At 46.4% G+C, this 23,134-nt stretch carries 20 protein-coding genes; 6 read left to right on the plus strand and 14 right to left on the minus strand.

The genetic code is table 11. The annotated features are described in order from the left end of the window. Position 1: 1 nt before the first annotated feature. The 8 genes from panB to dksA form a co-directional block, all read right to left on the minus strand. The gene (panB, locus tag DN062_RS17285) at positions 2–793 is read right to left on the minus strand and encodes a 3-methyl-2-oxobutanoate hydroxymethyltransferase (protein WP_112160549.1); all 792 of its coding nucleotides are present in this window, start codon (positions 791–793) and stop codon (positions 2–4) included. Between the two features lie 42 nt (positions 794–835). Next, positions 836–1,330 (minus strand): 2-amino-4-hydroxy-6-hydroxymethyldihydropteridine diphosphokinase, encoded by a 495-nt coding sequence (folK, locus tag DN062_RS17290; RefSeq protein WP_112160550.1) that lies wholly within the window; start codon positions 1,328–1,330, stop codon positions 836–838. Next, complete coding sequence (pcnB, locus tag DN062_RS17295; RefSeq protein ID WP_112160551.1) at positions 1,327–2,784, minus strand: polynucleotide adenylyltransferase PcnB; 1,458 nt, start codon at positions 2,782–2,784, stop codon at positions 1,327–1,329. Before pcnB ends, folK begins: the two co-directional genes overlap by 4 nt. Before the next feature lie 502 nt (positions 2,785–3,286). Next, on the minus strand, positions 3,287–4,642 hold the full coding sequence (locus tag DN062_RS17300) for a sigma-54-dependent transcriptional regulator (protein WP_112160552.1): 1,356 nt from the start codon (positions 4,640–4,642) through the stop codon (positions 3,287–3,289). Positions 4,643–4,656: 14 nt separating this feature from the next. Further along, positions 4,657–7,581, minus strand: a complete 2,925-nt coding sequence (locus tag DN062_RS17305; RefSeq protein WP_112160553.1) for an ATP-binding protein — start codon at positions 7,579–7,581, stop codon at positions 4,657–4,659. Positions 7,582–7,585: 4 nt separating this feature from the next. After that, positions 7,586–7,753 (minus strand): hypothetical protein, encoded by a 168-nt coding sequence (locus DN062_RS18575; RefSeq protein WP_156460570.1) that lies wholly within the window; start codon positions 7,751–7,753, stop codon positions 7,586–7,588. After that, positions 7,754–8,647 (minus strand): tRNA glutamyl-Q(34) synthetase GluQRS, encoded by an 894-nt coding sequence (gene gluQRS, locus DN062_RS17310; RefSeq protein ID WP_239995832.1) that lies wholly within the window; start codon positions 8,645–8,647, stop codon positions 7,754–7,756. A gap of 47 nt (positions 8,648–8,694) precedes the next feature. Further along, positions 8,695–9,126: an RNA polymerase-binding protein DksA gene (gene dksA / locus DN062_RS17315; RefSeq protein ID WP_112160555.1), complete on the minus strand. Its 432-nt coding sequence runs from the start codon at positions 9,124–9,126 to the stop codon at positions 8,695–8,697. Positions 9,127–9,378: 252 nt separating this feature from the next. Here dksA and DN062_RS17320 point away from each other — a divergent pair, with 252 nt between their 5' ends. Further along, positions 9,379–10,551, plus strand: coding sequence for a pyridoxal phosphate-dependent aminotransferase (locus DN062_RS17320; protein WP_112160556.1), 1,173 nt, complete (start codon positions 9,379–9,381; stop codon positions 10,549–10,551). Here the strand turns inward: DN062_RS17320 and DN062_RS17325 are convergent. Continuing rightward, entirely contained in the window at positions 10,546–10,866 is a 321-nt protein-coding gene (locus DN062_RS17325) for a Rieske (2Fe-2S) protein (RefSeq protein ID WP_112160557.1), read from the minus strand. The two genes, DN062_RS17320 and DN062_RS17325, sit on opposite strands and share 6 nt — an antisense overlap. A 2-nt stretch (positions 10,867–10,868) precedes the next feature. Further along, positions 10,869–12,410: a bifunctional aminoglycoside phosphotransferase/ATP-binding protein gene (locus tag DN062_RS17330; RefSeq protein ID WP_112160558.1), complete on the minus strand. Its 1,542-nt coding sequence runs from the start codon at positions 12,408–12,410 to the stop codon at positions 10,869–10,871. Positions 12,411–12,455: 45 nt separating this feature from the next. Between DN062_RS17330 and mrcB the strand changes: the two genes are divergently transcribed. Both mrcB and DN062_RS17340 read left to right on the plus strand, forming a co-directional pair. Continuing rightward, positions 12,456–14,816 (plus strand): penicillin-binding protein 1B, encoded by a 2,361-nt coding sequence (gene mrcB, locus DN062_RS17335; protein ID WP_112160559.1) that lies wholly within the window; start codon positions 12,456–12,458, stop codon positions 14,814–14,816. Between the two features lie 10 nt (positions 14,817–14,826). Next, positions 14,827–15,474, plus strand: a complete 648-nt coding sequence (locus tag DN062_RS17340; protein WP_112160560.1) for a tetratricopeptide repeat protein — start codon at positions 14,827–14,829, stop codon at positions 15,472–15,474. Here DN062_RS17340 and DN062_RS17345 read toward each other — a convergent pair. After that, positions 15,464–16,069 carry a hypothetical protein gene (locus tag DN062_RS17345; RefSeq protein WP_112160561.1) on the minus strand — a complete coding sequence of 202 codons (606 nt, stop codon included), beginning with the start codon at positions 16,067–16,069 and terminating at the stop codon, positions 15,464–15,466. The two genes, DN062_RS17340 and DN062_RS17345, sit on opposite strands and share 11 nt — an antisense overlap. A gap of 14 nt (positions 16,070–16,083) precedes the next feature. Then, on the minus strand, positions 16,084–17,379 hold the full coding sequence (hemL, locus tag DN062_RS17350) for a glutamate-1-semialdehyde 2,1-aminomutase (RefSeq protein ID WP_112160562.1): 1,296 nt from the start codon (positions 17,377–17,379) through the stop codon (positions 16,084–16,086). A gap of 168 nt (positions 17,380–17,547) precedes the next feature. Here hemL and argC point away from each other — a divergent pair, with 168 nt between their 5' ends. Continuing rightward, positions 17,548–18,582, plus strand: coding sequence for an N-acetyl-gamma-glutamyl-phosphate reductase (argC, locus tag DN062_RS17355; protein WP_112160563.1), 1,035 nt, complete (start codon positions 17,548–17,550; stop codon positions 18,580–18,582). Positions 18,583–18,647: 65 nt separating this feature from the next. Then, positions 18,648–18,995 carry an iron-sulfur cluster insertion protein ErpA gene (erpA, locus tag DN062_RS17360; protein ID WP_112160564.1) on the plus strand — a complete coding sequence of 116 codons (348 nt, stop codon included), beginning with the start codon at positions 18,648–18,650 and terminating at the stop codon, positions 18,993–18,995. Positions 18,996–19,074: 79 nt separating this feature from the next. Here erpA and DN062_RS17365 read toward each other — a convergent pair whose 3' ends face one another. Next, complete coding sequence (locus DN062_RS17365; protein WP_112160565.1) at positions 19,075–20,178, minus strand: anhydro-N-acetylmuramic acid kinase; 1,104 nt, start codon at positions 20,176–20,178, stop codon at positions 19,075–19,077. Then, positions 20,175–21,491 carry a M23 family metallopeptidase gene (locus tag DN062_RS17370; RefSeq protein WP_112160566.1) on the minus strand — a complete coding sequence of 439 codons (1,317 nt, stop codon included), beginning with the start codon at positions 21,489–21,491 and terminating at the stop codon, positions 20,175–20,177. The genes DN062_RS17365 and DN062_RS17370 overlap by 4 nt, the downstream gene beginning before the upstream one ends. Before the next feature lie 160 nt (positions 21,492–21,651). On the opposite strand from DN062_RS17370, the gene tyrS reads away from it, so the two are divergent. Beyond that, entirely contained in the window at positions 21,652–22,944 is a 1,293-nt protein-coding gene (tyrS, locus tag DN062_RS17375) for a tyrosine--tRNA ligase (protein WP_112160567.1), read from the plus strand. The last annotated feature ends 190 nt before the right edge of the window (positions 22,945–23,134 follow it).

The raw sequence follows: 23,134 nt of genomic DNA on the forward strand, positions 1-23,134 counted from the left end.
CTTAGAAACTCTGTGCTTCGCTCGGGAAGGTGCCGTTTTTGACCTCATCAATATAGCGCAAAATTGCGCCTTCAATGCTATTGCACCCTTCCATAAAATTTTTGGTAAATTTAGGTCTACGTCCGGGTGTAATGCCTAACATGTCGTGTAAAACAAGTACTTGAGCATCGGTCGCGGGGCCTGCGCCAATACCAATAACGGGGATGCTCGCATTGCGCGTGATTTCTTCAGCCAATAGTGAAGGGACGCACTCAAGCAATAAAAGGCTGGCGCCTGCTTCTTCTAAGCGTCTAGCATCCTCAATCATTTCAAGGGCCGAGCTTTTATCTTTCCCTTGAACTTTATAACCACCTAGTTTGTTCACCGCTTGGGGAGTTAAGCCTAGATGAGCACAGACAGGGATTCCGCGAGTGGCCAGCATTTCTATGCTGTCAGCGAGCCAAGCCCCTCCTTCGATTTTGACCAGATGAGCGCCTGCTTGCATCAGTTTAGCTGCGCTAGACATGCATTGTTCAGCAGTGGCGTAGGTCATAAAAGGAAGATCAGCCATAATCATCGCACCCTGATTGCCTTGGGCGACACAGCGAGTATGGTAAGCCATCTCTTCGAGTGTGACGGGTAGTGTGCTGCTATTGCCTTGTAAAACCATGCCTAATGAATCACCGACTAGAATCATTTCGATACCAGCCGTGCTCATTAAATGGGCAAAGGTCGCATCATATGCAGTTAGAACTGTAAATTTTTTGCCCGCTTCTTTGAGGCTCGTCAGTGTATGCAGTGTGATGTTACTCATAAATCATCCAGACAAGAAATTGTGCAATGCATTAAAACGACATTATATCTGTATTTGCTTGAGTTTGCCCATTGGACAATTCGCTAGATAGGCTGAAAGCGAGGTTTTATCCGGAAAAATCAAATCAGGAGCGATTTCTGCTAGTGGATACATCACAAAATTGCGTTCAGTCATAAAGGGATGAGGGACATTTAAGCGTTCCGTTCGAATCAATTCGTTGCCATAAATGAGAAGATCTAGATCCAGTGTACGCGGCCCCCAGTGTTGAATTCTAATGCGTTGATGAAGCTGTTCTAACGCCTGTAGCTCATCTAACAGTGCGTGGGCGTCCAGGTGGGTATTAATTTCCGCAACGGCATTAACAAAATCCGGTTGGTCTTGGGGGCCAACCGGTGCAGAGACGTACAGTGATGAATGTTGTATCAATGCTGATTCGGGTAATTCGTTGAGTTCTAGCAACGCTTGTTGAACTTGCTGGATGGGGTCATCTAAATTGCTGCCAATTCCGATAAAACAGCGAATAGTAGCAGAATTCATACACTAGGCTTCCGAGTGATGGGTTTGCGACGACGCTTTTTTCTAGGACGCTCATCCGTTGATTTGGCAATGCTCATGAGGCGGCGTTGCTCGGTATTTGCTGACTGATAATCTGTCCACCATTTGCCTAAGCCTTGTAAATCTTCACCGGCACTCTCACGCAGCACGATTAAATCATAGGCGGCCCGAAATCTCGGGTGCATGATTAAGGTTTCGGCTTTTTTTCCGTGATAACGTGGCAACCTAAGTTGCAGTTCCCATATTTCGCGCATTGGTGTCGAAAAGCGTCTAGGGATGGCCGTTGCTTTAACCTGCATTGCTAATATTTGGTTAGCCGCCTCGTGAAGTGCAGGCAGGGGCGGCAGATCATCCAAAAGTTCGAGATAGCGCTCTTGTAGGGGGTACCAAAGCAGCGCGGCAAACATAAAGGCTGGGGTGACACTTTTGCCTTGATCCAAGCGACGATCGGTATTGCGAAGAATCTGCGTGATGAGTTCTGCTGTCGGATAGTCTGGATTTTCAAGAATCGCTTGCGTGGATGGAAATAAATATTTGAATAAACCAAAACGTTGCAGTTGGCGGTATGAGGCACTGCCATGGCCTGTTTGCAAAAGCTTGAGCGTTTCATCGAATAGGCGGGCAGGGGCAATACGACCGAGTAAACTGTTAAGTCGGTGAATGGGTTCGGCTGTTGTGTCTTCGACTTCAAAGCCAAGTTTGGCTGCAAATCTTGCGGCCCTTAGCATTCTGACGGGGTCTTCGCGGTAGCGTTGTTCAGGGTCACCAATCATGCGAATAATTCGGTTTTGCAAATCGGGATAGCCGTTTGCAAAGTCATGAATGCTGTAATCACGAACACAGTAATATAAGGCATTGATCGTAAAATCGCGACGAAGAGCATCTTCTTCAATGCTGCCATAGACATTGTCACGCAGAATCAAGCCTGTGTCGGATTGGCGGCCATGCTCGCCTGTTTCATTGTCATCCGAATCATGCGCTGCGCGGAAAGTGGCAACTTCAATAATTTCTCTACCGAAACGAACATGGAGCAGTTTGAAGCGACGACCAATCAGTCTCCCTCTGTGAAACAATTCTACCGCTTCTTCTGGGTGAGCTGATGTGGCCACATCAAAATCCTTTGGGCGTTTACCCAAGAGTAGGTCGCGAATACATCCGCCAACCAAGTAGCTTTCGTGACCTGCATCATGAAGTCTGTAAACAACCTTCATAGCATTGTCATCTAAAAGATGCCGTGGAATTTGATGAATGTTCTCTGGGATGACGCGTTTTTCACCTAAGTGAAGGTCTTGCATGAGCTGTTCTTTCAGTTCTGGCTCAGGAATCACTTCTTTTGGAATAGGTTTTGGCATGCGTTTCACTAGCAAAACGCCAGAGATAACGACACAAAGAATGATCGCTAAAAAAATAATGTAGTCTAAACCCGTATTAAGCATCTGTTATTTTTGTTCCATTAAGGAGTGAAGTGTCAAGATTATCGCTATCTGCACATAATAACAGTTAAAATTTCTTAAGGGGATAGTCATGGTGAGGTAAGGTCGGAGTGAAGGGATCATGGTGTGGAAGCTGAAGACAGACTAAGCAACAAAATGTGTTGTTGTTTTTCGAGCACTGTGAAAAGTGTTTGTTGGTACTCTGTCTTCAGCTAAGCCTCATTGTTATTTTTATTTGAGGCGCTACATCATAAGTATTTCAGCGTTTTTATTTTTATTGATGCTGATGTGTCTGTTTTTATTGTTATTACCCTATATAGAGCAGGTATTGTGCCAGTTTTTATAACTCATTGTTTTTTATATTTTGTTTTTATTTTCGACAAATTAACTTGGTTTTTCTATGGAGTTTGTTACCCCTTCCTAGGGTGTAAGTGTTACCTGTGTGTATTATGGTAACACTTTTTAGAAAGTGTAACCGGTTTGTAACCCTCGCGTTACAATGGCGTTAACTTAGGCTTTCTTTTTTAGGTTTACGCGGTATGCCTAGTTTCTGGCGACGCTCCCAAAGGCATTTTCGGCTGATGCCTAAGTTTTTTGCTAAATCAGTTTCATTCATGCTTTCTTGGTTTTCTAAGACGTAGCGCTGAAAGTAGTCATCTAAGGATAAATCGGGTTTAGGTTCGTGCTGGTTTTTTTGCGTTTGCATTGGCTCAGAAGGCGTAGGTGCGGGTGAGGGCGATACTTTAAGCCCTAAAATATCAGGTGTAATGAGTGGGCCTTCTGCCAGAATGACAGCGCGTTCAATTGCGTTTTGCAACTCCCGAACATTCCCTGGCCACAAATGTGCTTTGATCGCTTGTAAGCTTGCGGTGCTGAATTCTAGCTTGGCATTATGCTTACGATTTTGCTCACTTAAGAAAATTCTGGCCAGTTCTACGATGTCATCGCCTCGCTCACGGAGCGCTGGCATGTTGAGTTCCATGACGTAGAGTCTGTAGTACAAATCCTCACGAAAGCGACCTTCACTCGCCATGGCCTTGAGGTCTCGATGTGTGGCCGCAATTAGTCGGACGTTTACTTTTCGTGCATGGACAGCACCTACGCGTCGAATTTCTCCTTCTTGAAGGAAGCGTAACAGTCGTGCTTGTGCTTCTAGAGGGAGCTCGCCAATTTCATCGAGAAAGAGTGTGCCTTTATCTGCCGCTTCAATTAAGCCACTGCGGCAGGTATCTGCACCTGTAAATGCGCCCTTTTCGTGCCCAAAGAGTTCAGACTCAATTAAACTATCGGGTATCGCGGCGCAGTTGACGCTGATCATAGGAGCGCTTGAGCGCTGGCTTTTTTGGTGGATGCTACGCGCAGCCAGCTCTTTGCCAGTTCCAGACTCCCCGAGAATTAAGACGGTGGCATCTGTTTGGGCGACTTTATTAATGCGTTTTCTCAACTCAATCACGGCATCACAATCCCCAGTGATGAGGTCAGGCCCGATTGCGAGTGCATCGTCGAGTATTGGTTCAGTACGAATCAGTTTGCTGATCGTACTTAGCATTTCGTCGTGATCAAAGGGTTTTGCTAAATAATCAACGGCCCCTAGCTTCATTGCATCAATTGCGGAGCGCATGCTGGCATAGCTGGTCATGATTAACACCGGTATGTTGGCAAAGTTGCCAATCAGATCTGTGCCTGCTCGACCGGGTAAGCGTAAATCACTAATAATAAGATCATAGGCGTGAGCATGCATCAGCGTTTCAGCATCATTGACATTGCTAGCGCAATCAGTGCTGTAGTGATGCTTAACGAGTAGGCGTTTGAGTGCCTCTCGTATGACTTGCTCATCCTCAACAATCAGAATTCGGCTCATACTACGGGGACCTGTTAATTCAAATAGCCTACGGAAGTGCAAATAGCACTTTGCCGTAAGGGAAGCTGAATGATTACCTGAGTGCCTTTGTTCTGTTTTTTGTTGGCAGGACTAATTATTTCAATAGTACCATAATGTTCAGTAATAATATTGTAGACTAACGAAAGTCCTAAACCAGTCCCTTTACCAGGATCTTTTGTGGTGAAGAAGGGTTCGAACAAGCGTGGAAAGTGTTCTGGGGTAATGCCTGTGCCGTCGTCCGTGACTCTGATCTTAAGACGGTCATGGTGGATGCTGGCGTCGATTAAAATCTTTGCGCGTTCAGTTGAGGCATCGCAGGCATTATTAATCAGGTTAACAAAGACTTGCAATAACAGCTGTTCGTCACCGTCACAATACAGGCTTTCATCCACTTGGTTTGTAATCAGCATGTCTTTGCCGCGTTCATCTAAGCGCACAAGATCAATGGCCTCTTGAATGCATTGGCATAAATGAACAGGTGCAAACTCCGAATGTCCATCATTGCTTCCTGTATGTGCAAAGCGAATCAAAGACTGAACAATACGGGTGATACGCGATGTTTGATGCAATATTTGACTGCCCGTGCGCAGAACTTCAGGTTCATCTGTCTCTAATTTCAGATTTTGTGCCAAGCAGGCGATCCCTGTGACGGGATTGCCAATCTCATGGGCGACCCCGGCTGCAAAGCGACCAACAGACGCTAAGCGTTCGGTATGAGCCAAACGGTTGGCCAGCGCTTTGTGTTCAGTTTCATCTTCAACCAAAAGAATCAATCCCTTTTCAGGTTGATCATCCAAATGAGTCTTATGCAAACTGAACCAATGGGTGCTGCCGCCTATATCAATCGTGGTAGCGGGTTGGTAGGTGTCATTGGTGCGGGTGAAATGGCCTAAGAACTCTGACCAAGGATAAGGGAGTGCGGCAATATTAACGCCTAACGTGGCTTCAGCTGAAAGCCCAGTGTAGTTTTCAAGTGCCTCATTCCAAAACAGTACGTGTGCTTGCTCATCTAGGGTGCAGACACCGATCGGCAGTCTTTGTAACGTAAATCGATGGTGCCGCCTCATTCGATCGAGTTCTGCAGCGAGACCCGAAAGACGCTCATGGTAGTTCTCTAGTTGGTTCTCAAGTAAGTGGATTTCACGACTTTTATAACGGCCCTTTGAGCTTATTTCGTTGGGCCGTAGTACCGCTGTTGCTTCTGCTGGCCCTAGAAGACCTGATAAGTTATTTTCAAGTATGTTGCGTAACCTTAATACATCTAAGGGTTTCAGCTTGTTGCTCATGGGAAGCTTTAAAAGGGCCAAGGCCGATTCAATCTCCCTTTGTGCGGAGGCTTTCCCAAGACGAGAGCTAAGGCGTTGCGCTATATCCTCAAGTGTTTCATGGTCTGAGCTAAAGCTGGATGGGCGTGGCAGAGCGTTTAGTACGCAGGATAACGCGGTGTCCTGTTCTTCAGCGTCTGCTGGTACAACAAAGGACACTAAGATCATGGTTAAGGTGTTGATGAGAAGGGACAGCAACGCAAAGAGATACCATTTATCTAAAAGATCTCGGGTAATCAGCGATGCGTCAGGGAGTAAAACGGGCAGGAGGATAGTGAAAAACCAAAAGGCTGCTCCGACGATAAGACCCGCTAGAAATCCTATGCGGCTCGCTCTTTGCCAATATAACGTGGCTAACACACCGGGTAAAAATTGGACAAAGCCAATGAACGTAATGAGTCCTAGGTAAGAAAGTTCGTAATGATGATCGAGGTAAACATAGGCGGTATAACTGCCGAGCATCACAAATAGAATAAGGCTTCGACGAATCCACAAAAGCCATTTGTACATACGAATAGAGTCGGGTAAACGAATGATAGGCAGTAAAAGATGGTTTTGCATCATGGACGCGAGTGCGACGGTGGCGACGATGGTTATCCCGCTGGCAGCCGAGAGTCCTCCAATAAAGGTAATGGCACCAAACCACTGTTGGTTGAGTTGATCACTCATGCCAAGAAGAATGAAGTCTGGATGACTTACGGTGTCGAGTCGTTGGCTTGCCCAAAGTAAAATTGGCACACAGAGTGCCATAATCAATAAAAAAACGGGCATGATGATCATTGATAGGGTTAAGCTTTTTTCCGTTGCATTTTCACCAAACAATAAATGAAACATATGTGGAGTGATAAAAGCGGCTGCGAAAAAAACGATGAACAGGGTTCTCCAGCTTCCGGATTCAGGTGGCTGTTTCATGTTCTGTAGAACTTCTGGGTGTTGGCTTAACCATTCAGATAAGCCTGAAAATCCACCGTGTATCCAGATAAATGCAAAAAGAGTAAGTGAAAGGATGGCCGTTAGTTTGACAATAGACTCAAGGGCGATTGCGACCACAAGACCATCATGTCGGCTTCTTAAGGAGGCGTGTCGAGCACCGTATAAAATTGAGAAGAGCGCGATGATTACGCAAAAAGCGGCTGCAATTTTGTGGCGCGGAACACTTGAATCTATGACATGAACAGATTCGACGAAGGCTTGGATTTGTATCGCTAGTAACGGCATGCTTGCGACTAGAATAAACAGAGTGATCAAGCTGCCAATAAAGGCACTACGAAAGCGAAAAGCAAACAAGTCGGCAACAGAGCTTAGTTGGTAGCTGCGAGTAATCCTTAGCAACGGGATTAAAATTAAAGGTGCTAGGATAAAAGTTGCGGTGGCTCCAAGATAAGAAACTAAATAGGAGAAGCCAGTCTCGGCCGCCATGCCAAATGCACCGTAAAATGTCCAGGCACTTGCATAAACGCCAAGAGAAAGAGAGTGAATGATAGGATTCTGAACAAGACGCTGCGGCAAAATTCCTCTCTCGGAGGCGTAGGCGGCTAAGAACAATAAAAGAAGATAGGTGATACTAAGCGTCGCAAGTAGATAAATGCTCATGATTTCATCGCAGTTTTAGCCAAGCAATAAAGCTTGAAATGAAAATAATGATCAGCCAAATAAAAAATGGCCATAACCACCCAATGCCACCAAATAGCCAGATATCAATAAGGGATGGCAGAATAAAAAATCCGCTAAGCGTCAATAAAAACAGTAAACGATGCTGATGCATTCACGCCTCTTGCTGATTGGGCAAAACACAGGTGGCTGGAATCTGTTCAATTTGCCAGTTTTTGATTGCCCAGTCGATGATCTCACGCCGAGTTGCTTGAAAGAGTTCTTGTGGTGGGTTTTGACCCAGGCATTTGAGCGCAAAGCATAAGTTTTCCACCACCTTGTTGTTTGAGATCGCAGGGGCTAGATTTTGTTTGCTGAGTTTCTGCCCGTTTGTATAGGTAGCCAGTGGAATATGAGCATATTCTAGTTGTTGGAAATTGAAATGAGCTTGTAAGTCGCGCTGTCTAAAGGTCTCTTGAAGTAAATCAGCACCACGAACAACGTGAGTGATATGTTGGTCATGGTCATCAATAACGACGGCCAGTTGGTAGGCGAAATATCCATCTCGGCGTTTTAAAACAAAGTCGTCGGCTCTTGACTGATGTAGAACCTGTTTACCTTGTATTCGATCAGTAAATTCAGATTTGACTGCGCTTGAGCGCAATCGTATAGCGACGCTTGCGTCAGTTTTAGGAGGTGTTTCCCGGCATTTTCCATCGTAGAGGTGGCGTGCGTTTCGAACACTTAACTCACTTCTTGTGCAGCAGCAAGCATAGGCTTCTTGCTGGTGAATCAGTTTGTGTAGGTGTTCTTCGTAGAGGCGAAGGCGCTGGCTTTGATAAACAACGGTATCATCCCATTGCAGGCCATATGCATCTAAGGTTTGTAAAATCCAGTCGTTTGCATTTTCGACAACACGGGGAGTGTCGATATCTTCAATACGAACTAACCATTTCCCTTTGTGATGGCGAGCATCAAGGAAGCTAGCGAGCGCCGCTAATAATGATCCAAAGTGAAGAGGCCCTGTAGGAGACGGCGCAAAACGACCCGTATATATCATGAGTTGCATTGTCTACAAGTACGGGCCAGAAATGAGATCACTGACCCGACTTGTTATTAACCACCGAGCTGCTTTTCTTTAATCTCGGCTAGCGTTTTACAGTCAATACAGAGTGTTGCCGTTGGACGAGCTTCCAGACGACGTATACCGATATCAACACCACAGGCTTCACAGTAGCCATAGTCATCATCTTCAAGCCGTTCTAGCGCTTCATCGATTTTTCGAATTAATTTACGCTCACGGTCCCGTGTTCTGAGTTCAAGACTGAATTCTTCTTCTTGGCTCGCACGGTCGGTTGGGTCAGCGAAATTTGTCGCTTCCTCTTTAAGATGAGTGATGGTGCTGTCAACTTCTTCCATCAACTCTTGTTTCCAGGCCAGCAGAATTTCGCGAAAATGCTGTTTCTGCGCATCGTTCATGTATTCTTCACCCTCATGCGCCTGATAAGGTGCTGGGTGATGTATTTGAGAGTCGTTGTTGGTTGGCATAGTACAGCCTCACATCGCTTGCAATAATGAAAGGCATTACCATAGATGAAATGGCCTTTCTGTTATTAGCTTAATACTAATCTACTTAAGATCTGTATTTTAGCATTAAGCCCTAAAAGGCGGTGAAATTACCAGAACCGACGTCATTTAACCAGACCTATAGCAATGAAAAATTGATATTCTCTGATATGCACTATGCTGGTGCGGTAACTTGAGGTTAGTATTCCAGTTTTTAGATGTGCAGGTAGAGTTATGCAAAATCAATGGAGCCTCCGTTCAAAAGAAATCGAATCCTTTAAAGTCATGGACTTATTAAAGCGGGCCAGAGAGTTAGAAGCTCTAGGGCATGATGTTATTCATCTTGAGGTGGGTGAACCAGACTTTGCGACGGCGGCCCCCATCGTTCAAGCAGCGGTGACTGCTTTAAACGCAGGCAAAACTCAATACACCCCCGCGGCGGGTATTCCGGAACTGCGAGAAAGAATTGCGCAGTTTTACGCAGAGCGATACAAGGTGTCGATCACGCCAGCTCAAGTGTTAGTCACTCCGGGGGCTTCAGGGGCGCTATTGTTGGCCTTCTCTCTTATTGCTGACCAAGGGAGAACGATCATGATGAGTGATCCTGGCTATCCCTGTAATCGACAGTTTTTACGTTTGCTAGAAGCTAGAGGTCAATTGGTGCCAACTGGGCCTGAGCATCGCTTTCAGTTGACGCCGGATTTAATTGCTCAGCATTGGTTGCCTTCCACTGCCGGTGTTTTATTGGCTTCACCTTCTAACCCAACTGGAACACTGATTGATAAAGCATCTCTGCACGCCATTGCGGATCAAGTAAAAGCGTTCGGTGGGCAGTTAATCCTGGACGAGTTGTACCATGGCTTAACCTACGACACGGATGCAGATACTGTTTTGTCGGTTGACCCGAGTGCGATAGTGATTAACAGTTTTTCCAAGTATTTTGGAATGACGGGGTGGCGGCTGGGGTGGCTGGTTGCGCCTGAAGAAGCAGTTAAAGAGATGGAGAAGATGGCGCAAAATTTATTTATTTCACCACCGACCCTGTCTCAATATGCGGCACTTGCCGCATTTAGTGAGGAGGCAATGAGTGTGTTTGAGCAGCGTCGTCAGGCATTTGCGCGTCGACGTAATCTGTTGGTGGAGGGGTTGAAGCGTTTAGGGTTCGAAGTGCCTGTAGTACCTGATGGTGCATTTTATGTGTATGCAGATGCGTCTCATCTTACTTCAAACAGTTTTGAGTTTTGTTGGCAGTTGCTTGAGGAAGATTTTATTGCGGTTACCCCAGGCGCTGATTTTGGCCAGTATCAAGCAGAGCGTTATGTACGCTTTTCTTACACAACGAGTTTTGAGCGCATTGAGGCCGCACTGGAAAGACTGTCCGCTCGCTGTAGGTCATCCAAATTATGATATAACAAGGTACACATGACGTTCATGGATGGAGGTCTGGCAAGCACGCAGTGATTGATGGCGACAAGGGCCAGCAATGCAGACACCTGTTTCTGGTTTGAATAAGGCACCGTGGGTGGCACATTGAATGAATTGTTTTTCAATGTCCATCAGTTGATTGGCCTGCCACTCTAAACGAATCCCTCTGTGTGGACAGCGGTTTTCATAGACGTAAACCGCCTCTTTGCGTCGCATAACAATGAATGCCTGCTCATCGATATCGAGGTTCACTGCTTGGTTGTCTGGAAAGTCTTCCAACTGGCCTATATTAAGCATGTTTAGCGACCACCTTGAGGCAAAAGCAAGTTCTGTGCGCGCAGTTGTGATAATAGCTGCTCTATTGCCTCATCATCTTCTGTATCAACAGGGAGGGTGATCCGTTTTTCTTCTTCGGTTAGCGGCTGTTGAGTGGTGACTTGCTGATGCATGATGTGAATATCAGCATCGGATGGGTCTTTACCTTCTTCGTTACGGCGAACAAGTCGTGCTTCAATTAGATGCGGTTTGCAGGTGCAGCTAATAATGCGTACAGGCAGTTGAAGTCGTTGTGCAAGTTCGACGTAACTTTTACGGGTAATGCGCCGAATGAAAGTTGCATCGACGACAACTGTTTGCCCTGAACGCAAGAGCTTTTCGGCTAGGTCCCGTAAGCGGTGGAAGGTTCGTGTATTCATGTCGGCGCTATAGAGCTCGATCTCTTCACCTTGTAAGCTTAATTGATGATGCAAACGCTTTCGTTCAACATCGGATCGAATGCGGATGGCACCAATTTCTTCCACCAGTTGTTGGCTTAAGTAACTCTTACCACTGCCCGAAACACCGTGCATTAAGTAAAGTGCCGGAGGTGGAGGAGTGCAGTAGCGTTCGGTTAAATGAAGATAATGCCTGAAACTGGTGGTATCGGGATGTTCGCCCAGCAACGCAACTTTGGCACGAACCATGGAACGGTAAGCTTTATAGAGGTTTAGCAATCTGATACCGCCATAGTCTCCATTTTTTTCTAAATACAGATTTAAGCATCGATTTGCCCAGCGTGGCTGGTTATTCGCTTCTAGGTCCATCAATAGAAAAGCGAGATCAGAGAGCGTATCTATCCAACGAAACTGTAGGTTGAATTCTATGCAATCGAAAAGTCGCAATTGATCATGAAATAAGGTGATGTTGGCAAGATGTAAATCACCATGACATTCTCGAACATGTCCTTGTTTTTTACGCTCAATTAGCAATGGAGCCAGCTCTTTGAAGTCTTGCGCGGTTTGAGTATGCAGACGCAATAACAAAACTGAGTCCTCAAGCGCTTGAGGGTTTTGATTACAATGTTCATAATTGTCGGAAATCAGCTGCCAAAGGGTTTCTGGTTCACCCCAGGGGCTATCTTGTGCCACAATTGGTATGCGCTGGTGAAAGTCTGCGATTTGCAATGCCAGTGTGTCTATCCAACGTGCTTCAAAGAGTTGTTTGGCTAGCTGGCGATCCAGTCGATGCTCTGGATCAAATTGCGACATTTTTACTGCGTATTCGATGGGGTTTGAGGAGTCGCCGATTATAGGATCATCATGGGTACCACTAATCGCAATGACTTCTTGATAAATGTCGGGTGCTAATCGCTGATTTAAGCGCAATTCTTCTTCACAACACACACGGCGCTGTTCTAATGATGTAAAATCCAGAAATCCAAAGTTAACCGGTTTTTTTATTTTATAGGCGAACGTACCGGTCAGCAGAAGCCACGAGATATGAGTTTCAATAACCTCAATGTGGCTACAAGGATGTGGGAAACGATCTGGATTCATTAATGAATGTATCAGTGTTTTTAACATTTTGCTCTGCTGCTGCCTCTTGTTATCAGAGATTATACAAGTCTAATGTCAAAAAAGAGAGTTAAAACCACACGTAGACGTGGTCAGAATCAAAAGAAGTCTACTGGCAGTGCCATATTTAAATGGATATTTGCTGCATTTCTAAAACTATCTATCTTAGGGGCTGTGTTTTTTGCGGTGGTCCTGATCTATGTCGATGGTCAGGTCCGCGAAAAATTTGAAGGAAAACGATGGGCGCTCCCTGCAAAGGTGTATGCTCGCCCCTTAGAACTCTATCCAGGGCAGTCAATTAGCATTCAGGACCTTCGAGAAGAGTTGACTGGACTCGGCTATCGCTTTGTAAGTGCGGCGCAAGGGCCTGGTAATGTTGAGGTGGCGAACAATCGTGTGCGTGTCATTACGCGAGGATTTGATTTTCCGGATGGTGCAGAGCCTCAGCGTCGTTTGATGCTTGAGTTTTCGGGTGAGCGTTTGCAACGGCTGTATGATGAAGCCCGCAATGAAACCTTGCCCTTGGTGCGCATGGAGCCTATCCAAATCGGAGGTATATACCCGCATAGCAATGAAGACCGTGATTTAATTCGGATTGAAGAGGCACCACCTTTTCTAAAGGAAGCGTTGTTAGTCGTTGAAGACCGAGACTATTACTCGCATCATGGCATCTCTATCAAGGGTATCAGTCGTGCGTTGTGGGTGAATATTCAAGCTGGCCGCTTTGTACAAGGTGGAAGCACACTGACTCAGCAGTTGATCAAAAACTTTTATTTAACGTCAGATCGAACTCTTTCTCGTAAGCTGCTAGAGCTGCCTATGGCCTTGGTCATGGACTTCCGTTACGAAAAAGATGAAATCCTTGAAGCCTACTTAAATGAAGTCTATTTAGGGCAGTCGGGTACTCGGGCGGTGCATGGTTTTGGTTTAGCGTCTCAGTTCTATTTTTCACGCCCCGTCACCGAGCTGGAGTTGCATCAAGTCGCACTATTGGTTGCTATGGTGAAGGGACCGTCTTTTTATGATCCACGTCGTAACCCAGAGAGAGCCTTGCAGCGCCGAAACTTGGTTTTGAGTATGTTGAGGGATCATGGTCATATTAGCGATGCTCAATTTCAAGAGGTTGCCGCTTTACCGCTGGGAATCGCTCAAGCACGAAGTCTTCATAAAGGTGCTTATCCTGCGTATCTTGACTTAGTGAGAAGGCAGTTACGTAAAGATTATCGTGATGAAGATCTCTCTTCAGAAGGATTGCTGATTTTTACGGCTTTAGATCCTTTGGCTCAGTCGCGGGCGGATCAGTCGATGGTGACTGTTCTGAATGATCTTGAAAAGCGACATGGCGCAAGGGGAAATGACCTTCAAGGTGCGATGGTGGTAACCGACCCTCAAACAGGGGAGGTGCTTGCTGTTGTTGGTGGAAAGGATACGCGTTATGAAGGTTTTAATCGTGGCTTGGATGCGGTTCGTCCAATCGGTTCCTTGGCTAAACCCGCTATTTATCTTGCGGCCTTAGAACAGGGGTACACACTGGCCAGCGTGTTGCAAGATACCGCGATTAATATGCGTTTGCCAAATGGAGATGTTTGGACGCCGCAGAATTTTGATCGGCAAATCTACGGTTCTGTGCTGATGCACAGAGCCTTGGCACGGTCGTTAAACTTATCCACTGTAAACTTGGGAATGGAAATTGGCCTTCCAAAAGTAGTGGATGTGCTGAAGCGTTTAGGTGTTGAGCGAGATATCCAGTTATTTCCATCAATGCTGCTTGGAGCACAAGGAATGTCGCCAATTGAAGTCGCTGAAATGTATCAAACCTTTGCTTCAAATGGCTTTAGAATGCCATTAAGATCAATTCGGATGGTGACAACGGCCGAGGGTGAAGAGTTGTCTCGATATCCTTTCCAGCTCCGCCAGCAAGTCGATGCCGCATATGTTCATTTGATTCAATATGCAATGCAAGAAGTGGCGCGTGAAGGAACGGCTCGAAGTATTTATCAGCGTTTACCAACATCTTTAAATGTTGCGGGTAAGACTGGAACGAGTAGCGATCAGCGTGACAGCTGGTTCGCAGGCTATGCGGGTAATCGGTTGGCGGTTGTATGGGTCGGTCGTGACGATAACAGCCAGCTACCTTTTACATCAACAGGAGGCGCTTTGCCAGTATGGATCGAATTTATGGCGCGTGACAAGCCTGAACCTCTAGTGGCTGCACGTCCCTCTGGTATAGAGTATGTTTGGATAGATGAAGAAACGGGCTTAAGATCGGATCCTTTATGTCAAGGATCAAGACAGTTACCCTTTATAACGGGCTCTGCACCACAGCTCAGTGTAGACTGTGGCCAGCATCCGTCAGTGAATACGCCAACTCCGGTGGAGCCGTCGAGTGGATGGTTGAGAAATTGGTTTCGATGAGGATAGATAAATGAAACAAGCTAAATGGATTCTGATTTCTGGGAGCCTGTTGTTGGCAGGTTGTGCAACCTCCAATCCGTTCACTAATATTCCAGTTGAAGATCGGACTGGGCGTCCTGTGCCGTCGACAACACCTGCACCCGTGGTGACGCCACCTAGTGGTGTTATTGTTACACCTGTAGATCCGGGCTTAGGCGTGACTATTCCGGGAGAAGTTCCTGTGGTTAGAATGCAAAGAGAGCTGCCGCCAGCGGATGAAGTTTGGCAGCCAGTCACTCCGCAAACGAGAACACCAACAGCTCCTTCGGCTCCTTCAGCTCCAACGCCCTCTTTGCCCGAAAATACGGCAGTGGTTGCCCTGCTTGAAGCGGCTCGCTCCGATACAAACAGTGGTGATTTAAGAGGGGCTCAGTCGCGCTTGGAGCGTGCTCTTCGTATCTCGCCAAGAGAACCTGATGTGTATTATGAGTTGGCTGAAGTTAAGCGTCAGTTCGGACAATTTCTAGATGCTGAACAGGTGGCTTTGCGAGGTGTTGGTGTTGCTGAGGGGCAGTCAGCGCAACTGCGAAAACTGTGGATTTTGATTAGCCAAATCAGAACGGAAGCCGGTGATTTGGCGGGTGCGGAAGATGCAAGGGAGCGTGCGTCTAAGTTTTAGAGAACTCATCTAAAAGTGCGCTAGCGGCTAAAGGTATGAACGCTGCTAGTGCGAAGTTAAAGAAAATAGGGTTTCCTGCTGTTCCTATTAAGGGAATGAAAGCAAAAAACACGAGTCCTATACTCGCAATTAACGCGCCGCTTAGGCCTTTAACTTTGGCTGTTGTGTTCTTAAACAGCAGGCTTCCAGCAAACAAGGCTAGTATCAGTGCAATAGAGAGTACTTGCGCGTACAACACGGCATATTCCATCGCCCGTGATAGCTCAAAGAATGCGATAAGACCTAAAAGCCAGCGCCCCCATCCAGCCATCGACCAATGCCACTGCTTACCTGTTGCGAGAAAAACAGTGGCAATAAATGGCAGTGCGACATAAACACTGAGATTTTCGGTCATTTGCAGAAGCGTTGTTTGGTGAGGGCCTGGCGTTAGCACCAGGTGTGTCAGTGCATAGGCTGTGACGAACAGCGAGCTGAGTGCAAAGACTCTCACTTTATAGTGAGTCTCGGGTTCTGTTGACTTCAGCCGCTTGAGCAGCCAAACGGCTGCCAAGCTGCTGCTCATCAATAGAATCACATAGGAAACAGATTCAATCATTGACGCCTCATGAATTACGCATCGTTGCGCGCTAAGTCTGCAAAAACACGGTCTGCGGCTTGCAGGGTGGCATCTAAATCGGCTTCACTATGTGCGTTTGAGATAAAGCCAGCTTCAAATGCAGAAGGGGCGAGATAGACACCTTGCTTTAGCATGCCATGGAAAAAGCGTGAGAAAAGCTGGGTGTTGCAACTTGTGGCGTCTGAGAAGCCTTTGATTTCAGTTGCCTCAGTAAAGAAAAGTCCAAACATTCCACCAACGCAGGTGGTTGTAAATGGAATGTGGTGTTTTGCCGCAAGGACTTTTAGTCCCTCAGTTAAATACTCAGCTTTAGCTGCCAATTGCTCATGCACACCTTCCTCGCACAGCGCATTTAGCATGGCCAAGCCAGCCGCCATGGCAAGGGGGTTGCCAGATAGTGTTCCAGCTTGGTAAACAGGTCCAAGGGGTGCAATATGGGACATGACCTCTTTTCGACCGCCAAACGCGCCGACAGGTAAGCCGCCGCCGATCACTTTCCCTAAGGTCGTTAAGTCGGGAGTTACTCCGTACAGAGCTTGCGCACCCCCTAAAGCGACTCTGAATCCGGTCATAACCTCATCAAAAATCAGGAGGCTTTCATACTCATCGCAAACGTCACGTAGCCCTTCTAGGAAGCCCGGAACAGGGGGGATGCAGTTCATGTTACCGGCAACTGGCTCAACGATGATGCACGCAATTTGATCGCCCACGTCTGCGAAGGCTTGACGAACAGAGTCAATATCATTGAACGTAAGTGTGATGGTGTGTTCAGCGAGTGCCGCAGGAACGCCAGGAGAGTTGGGTTCACCGAGAGTGAGTGCGCCAGAGCCTGCTTTGACCAGCAGGGAGTCTGAGTGGCCATGATAGCACCCTTCAAATTTGACGATTTTGTCACGACCCGTAAAGCCACGAGCCAGACGAATAGCGCTCATTGTTGCCTCGGTTCCAGAGCTGACCATCCGTATCATTTCCATCGATGGAACCAGTTCACATACCTTGTCAGCCATGCTGGTTTCAATGGCGGTGGGGGCACCAAAGCCAAGTCCATTGTCTAGAGCCTCACGAACAGCATTGATCACAGGAGGGTAAGCATGACCAAGAATCATGGGACCCCAAGAACCTATATAGTCGATATAGCGCTGATCATCTTCATCATAGATATAGGCGCCTTTTCCACGCTTGAAAAAGATGGGTGTACCACCAACTCCCTTAAATGCGCGTACCGGGGAGTTGACGCCCCCTGGAATATGGACTTGAGCGGCTTGAAAGAGATCATCGGATCTTGACATGAATAAACTATCCTTTAATAAGTATTCTGAACACCATTAGTCTGTCTATAATAGTGATTATTGCATCAGATTTGTATGATATGGGTTTAAAAGCTGTCATAACTTATGTGTATCATACAGAGTTAAAAGCATTACGCTGCATAACTGACATTAGATTGAGAGGTTAGGGTGATTAAAGTAGGTATAGTAGGTGGCACGGGGTATACCGGGGTTGAGTTACTCAGGGTTCTGGCAAATCATCCTTCTGCAAAGGTCGAAGTGATTACGTCACGCTCCGAAGAAGGTGTTTTAGTGGCCGATATGTATCCTAACCTCCGAGGTCATTTGGATATTGGATTTACAGTGCCAGATATTGAAACGCTGGCGGCCTGCGATGTTGTTTTTTTCGCGACCCCTCACGGTGTTGCGATGAGCATGGCGCCAGAGTTAATTGATAGAGGCGTGCGGGTCATCGATCTAGGCGCAGACTTTAGGATTAAAGACATTCCGTTATGGGAAAAGTGGTATAACCACACGCACACTTGCCCTGAGTTGGTTGAAAAGGCGGTATATGGTTTACCAGAGGTAAATAGGGAGGCGATTCGCACTGCTCAATTAATTGGTTGTGCTGGCTGCTATCCTACCGCTGTTCAGCTTGGTTATTTACCCTTGTTAGAGAAAGGTTGGGTTGATCACAGACGTTTGATCGCTGATTGTAAATCAGGTGTGAGCGGAGCAGGTCGTGGTGCAAGTGTTGGGGCATTGTTATGTGAGACCAGCGAGAGCATGAAAGCCTACGGCGTACCTGGACATCGCCATTTGCCCGAAATTCGTCAAGGCTTGGCAAGAGCGGCCAATAAGCCTGTAGGGCTCACTTTTGTTCCACATTTAACGCCGATGATACGTGGCATTCATGCAACACTCTATTCGGTATTGAAAGACCCGGTTGACTCAGGACTGCAAGAGTTGTTTGAAGCGCGCTACGCCAATGAGCCGTTTGTGGATGTAATGCCTGCAGGTAGTCATCCAGAAACACGGAGTGTGAAGGGGTCTAACGTTTGCAGAATCAGTGTGCATCGGCCACAAAACGATGACACAGTCGTGGTGTTGTCAGTGATTGATAACCTCGTGAAGGGTGCATCCGGTCAGGCTGTTCAAATTATGAACATTATGTTTGATCGACCTGAAAACGAAGGCTTGACCCAAGTTGCGTTGATGCCTTAGGTTAATACTTGACTGCTTTGCTTGGTTTTGTAAGAATGCTCTGTCCGCAATGAGGTTAACGAGCAATGACAGAATCGACTGAAGAAACAACTCTTTATTTTACGCAGTCTGCGGCCGCAAAAGTGCGGACGTTGATTGAAGAAGAGGAAAATGAGAGTCTAAAGTTGCGTGTGTTTATTACGGGCGGCGGTTGCGCCGGATTTTCGTATGGCTTCACGTTTGACGAAGAGGTTGCCGAAGACGATACGGCAATAACGACGGATGGCGTGACTTTGTTGGTAGATCCCATGAGCTTTCAATACTTGATTGGCGCTCAAGTGGATTACCAAGAAGGTTTGCATGGTTCGCAGTTTATGATCAAAAATCCTAATGCGGCAACGACTTGTGGCTGCGGATCCTCATTTTCTATCTGATCTTCTTCACTAGCCCATTTACCTAACTGGAAGATGGGCTAGTGTTTTTCGCGCTCAAGTGTTCAGATGTCAGCATCCTTTACGGATAGTACATTCCTCCGAGTATGCGTTTTCCTTTTGCGCCAGTCACATCAGGTAAATTGCCCGTTTGATGGTGCACAGCACGCCACGCGAGCCAAGCAAAAGCACACGCTTCGACCCAGTCTACATCCAAGCCCAGTGTGTCGGTCTTTTGGGTCGATCTCTCTAAGCCCAGTTCTATCCGCGATTTCAAGAATGTATTATGAGCGCCTCCGCCGCAGAGAAAAATATCCGCTTTGCCATCCTTTTCTAATCGTTTAATGTCTTCGCAGATACTTGAGGCGGTGAGCTCCGTTAGCGTAGCTTGAACATCTTCAGGCTGGATAGGCGCTTTTATAGTGCTGATTACGCTGTCCAGCCAGTCTACATGAAATGCCTCTCGCCCCGTGCTTTTAGGTGGTGTCAGTTTGAAGTAGTCATGATTTTGCAGTGTTCGTAAAAGCTCTGCATGAATTCGGCCAGACTTAGCCCAGTGGCCATGCTCATCAAAATGCAGTTGCTTATGCCGATGTATCCATGCATCCAGCAGCACGTTGCCAGGCCCTGAATCATAGCCTAAGACTTGAGCGCTTCGATCGGCGGGTAAATAGGTTAAGTTGGCCATTCCGCCAATGTTAACAATAATCCTATTCTGTTGATCTGAGCGAAACAGGTGATCATGAAATGCTGGAACTAAAGGAGCGCCCTGTCCCCCTGCTGCGATGTCTCGCCGTCTAAAATCTGCAATGGTTAGAACACCTGTCCGTTCACATATAATGTTTGGGTCGCCAGCTTGCAGACTGAATCCTTGTTCTGGGTAATGACGCAGAGTTTGTCCGTGGCAGCCAATTGCAGTGATGTGGGTCTGCGTTACATTATATTTATCCATTAAGGCGAGTGCATTTTGCGCAAAAACCTCTCCTAATAATGGGTCTAAATGAGCCAATGCCTCTATTTCGGACTGGCCTGGCTGAGTAAGCCTTAATATTTTCTCCTTTAAGTCAGATGGAATTGCTTCACGGTGGGTTCCATAGAGTTTGAATTCCGTATCAAAGCTGACTAAAACACTATCGATGCTATCTAGGCTGGTGCCTGACATGATTCCGATGAAGTAGTGACTCATGGGTGTTGAGGCTCATTATAAGGGTTATAGGAGGCAAGCAAGGGCTCGGAAGATGGCACTAAAAGTTCAGATAGTGTAGCAACTTTTTGCTCAAATAGAGTTCGCTCTGCCTGGGGAATGGTGACTACATCTTTGCTTTTGGCGGTTAAAGGGTTTTGGTGTTCACCATTAATTCGAAACTCATAATGAAGGTGTGGGCCTGTGGCTAAGCCGGACATGCCAACATAGCCAATGATTTGACCTTTTGTAACAGTGGTGCCCACTTGTATGTTTTTCGCGAAGCTATTGAGGTGAGCGTATAGGGTCGAAATCCCTTTGGGGTGCTGAATGATGATGGTATTGCCAAATCCACCATCGGGCCCTCGAAACGTTATTTCTCCATGGCTTGTTGCGTAAATAGGAGTGTTCATAGGCGCTGCATAATCAACGCCTCGGTGAGGGCGAGAGTAGCCAAGCAAGGGGTGTAGACGGTTGCGCTGGAAAGGTGAACTAATTCGAGCATGCTCTAAGGGTGCAGATAAAAATGTATGTGATAAGCCTGTGCCATCCGCTTTGAAAAAGCCTGTTACGCTGTGTTTTGATGTGTGATGGTAGAGCTGCAAAAATGCAGTCTCCGATTTGAACTCAAGCGCTAACAGTTGCAGAGGCTGGTTGGGTGCTAAGTGTCTCGGTCGTTCTGATATAAGTAAATTAAGTGTATAGGGTGACTGATTGAGCAAGTCGAGGTGAATGTAGTTCTCAAGAGCATCAAGCAATTGATGGTAAATTCCCCGATCTAGACCCATGCTAAATAACGCAGGGTATAGGCGTCCATTTACATCAAGCTGAATGCGGCGAAGTTGTGGGGAGGGTGGAGCATCAATCACTTGAACTTGCCATTCATTTGATGTGCGAATAAATTCCCACTCAGTGTCTTCAGCAAAAAATTTCAGCATTACAAGAGAGGAGGCATCAAAAACAAAGGACATGCGCTCAATGAATGAATGTTGAAGTTTGAGTTCTTGGAAGTGTTGCACTTTAGATAAGGACGCAATATCGGATGAGCGGATACCCGCTTTGCTGAGTGCTTCATGAAGATCGGTGTTGCCATCCAGTGGGTAGCTAACCCAAGCGGCATTTGGATGAGTGTGAACGGAAGTTTGCGAGAGAGGCGATACTGAAAAGGTGGTGATGTGTTTTTCTTTAATTATCGTGTCGATTTCAATCGGTATTGAGCTGGTTGTTGGTTCAGAATTTAAGTTCTGAAAAAACAAAATCACTGCTAGCGAACACAACACGAAGGGAATTAAATAGGCGCGTCGCTGAGATGTCATGTGGCTTAAGCGGTTCTCGAAGGCTAAAAAGGGAAGCTTGTGGCTAAAAAACAATCAAAAAATATGATTTATACTCTCAAAGGGAGAGGTTGTTTGTCAATCTGGCCTGTGACCCTGTAAAATCTCGCGCTAACCTTAACTCAATTGGATAGATAGGAAGATGAGTAAACCAACTTTGATCGAAGATTTAAAATCGCGTGGACTAATCGCTCAGACCACCGACGAGCAAGCATTGTCGGAGCACCTTGAGAAGGATGTGGTGACTTTGTATTGTGGCTTCGATCCGACGGCAGATAGTCTTCATTTAGGTCATTTGGTTCCTTTGTTGATGTTGAAGCGTTTTCAAGATTACGGGCATCGTCCTATTGCTTTAGTAGGTGGGGCTACGGGCTTAATTGGCGACCCAAGTTTTAAAGCACAAGAACGTCAGTTGAATTCGGCCGAGGTGGTCGCCAATTGGAGTGATCGCCTGAAGCAGCAAATCAGTCAGTTTATTCGTTTTGATGATCAAGACGGTGCCATTATGGCCAATAACTATGACTGGACGGCAAGTGTTGATGTGCTGACCTTTTTACGTGATATCGGCAAGCACTTTACGGTTAACAAAATGATCGCAAAAGAGTCGGTCAAGCAGCGTATTGAGCGTGAAGATTCAGGTATTTCCTTTACTGAGTTTACCTATCAGATTCTGCAGTCATACGATTACCAAGTATTGAATCAAAAGTATGGGTGTTCGCTGCAGATTGGTGGTTCTGATCAATGGGGTAATATTACCGGTGGCATTGATCTTGTCCGTCGCATGAATGGAAATTCAGTTCATGGCCTGACATTGCCTTTGATTACAAAATCCGATGGCACTAAGTTTGGTAAGACAGAAGGTGGTGCGGTTTGGTTAGCGCCAGAAAAAACGTCACCCTATGCTTTCTTCCAGTTCTGGTTACAAACGCCTGATGCGGATGTGTATCGCTTTCTTAAGTTTTTTACTTTCCTTAGTGTCGATGAAATTGAAGCGTTGGAAGCGGAGGATAAAGTTTCAGGTGGTAAACCTAAAGCGCAAAGTGTCCTCGCCAATGAAGTCACACGTTTGGTACATGGCGATTCAGCACTCCAAGCAGCACAACGCATTACTCAAGCGTTATTTTCAGGTGAAATGGATAGCTTGAACGAAAGTGACTATGAACAATTAAAGCAAGACGGACTGCCAGCTTCTGCGTTACCTGTGGACTTAAGTGAGCTGTCTTTGACAGGCTTGTTGGTGGATGCAGAGGTTGCAACCAACGGAAAGCAAGTTAAAGATGCACTGCAGCGTAACTCGGTTATGGTCAATGATTTGGCTTGCGGAGTGGAGCAAAACATGCAGGCTTTCCAAGTGTTCTCGGAGACTAATGCTCGTTTTGGTCGTTACTTTCTGGTCAAGTTGGGTAAGAAGAAACATCACTTGTTTTACCGATAGCGTCTTATTGGTTTAAGTAAATTAACTTTTTTTAAAAAAGTTGTTGACCTAGGCTCTAAACCTATTTAGTATTCGCGCCTCGCTTGAGAGACAAGGCCTTCCGGGGCAGAGTCACTGAAACGAGGCTTCTTTTTAAGTGTTTGATTCAAATGCAAATTAAGAAGGTGTTGGTGGTTTTTCAGGTAGAAGT

It is taken from the genome of Nitrincola tibetensis (assembly GCF_003284585.1).
Classification (GTDB): domain Bacteria; phylum Pseudomonadota; class Gammaproteobacteria; order Pseudomonadales; family Balneatricaceae; genus Nitrincola; species Nitrincola tibetensis.